At 28.2% G+C, this 752-nt stretch carries 1 pseudogene; it reads left to right on the top strand.

Annotation, left to right across the window (positions count from 1 at the left end):
• Nucleotides 1–752, top strand: a pseudogene (locus LRB30_RS05785) (hypothetical protein); the annotation flags it as partial.

The following is a 752-nucleotide window of genomic DNA, read 5'->3' as shown; positions in this document are numbered from 1 at the left end:
AAAATAAAAACAATAATTGAAAAACAAAAAATTTCAGATCTTCACAATGAACTATATTATTCAAAGCAATCGCCCAGAAGAAGCAAAAGATCAGCTGCTGACTCCGATAATAACAATAAATACGATATAATACCAAAAATAATAAACCCAAATACAGGTATTGAAATAACTCCTAAAAATTTAAGATCTATTTTATCAAATGGCGACATAATATTAATAAAGCCTAAAATAGATTGGACAGAGTTTTTTTATTTTTGGCAACATGTGGGAATATTTGATGAAGAAAAATATGAAGCTACTAAAAAAATTGCATTCAATGGAATTGATAGCTTTGATATAAAATCAATAATTACAAGTAATCAAATCAAATTCGATACAGCATCTACTCAAGGCTCAGGATACGAAAAGCTTTCAACATATGTACAATCAAGAATATTAAAAATATTTTCACCAATAACAGACACAAGAACAATTCAAAAAGCTATTAATTTCGGGAGAAGTAGATATATTGACAATAACTTTGGATATATGGTTCCCTTAATATCTTCTAATTTATGGACAGATTCATTTAATCTTGAAGAAATTCACAACAAAACCTATTGTTCTTTAGTGGTTGACAGAATATATAAAATAGCAGGACTTAATGTATCAAGAAATTACGAAATTTCGGGAATAATTACTCCTGGAGAAATAAATGCAGCGGCTTACAATTTTTACATGTCTTATACGATTACAGGAATACTTCCAAGCGT

Source organism: Borreliella americana (assembly GCF_021043605.1).
GTDB classification, from domain to species: Bacteria; Spirochaetota; Spirochaetia; order Borreliales; family Borreliaceae; genus Borreliella; species Borreliella americana.
This window is presented reverse-complemented; position numbering and strand designations above follow the sequence as displayed.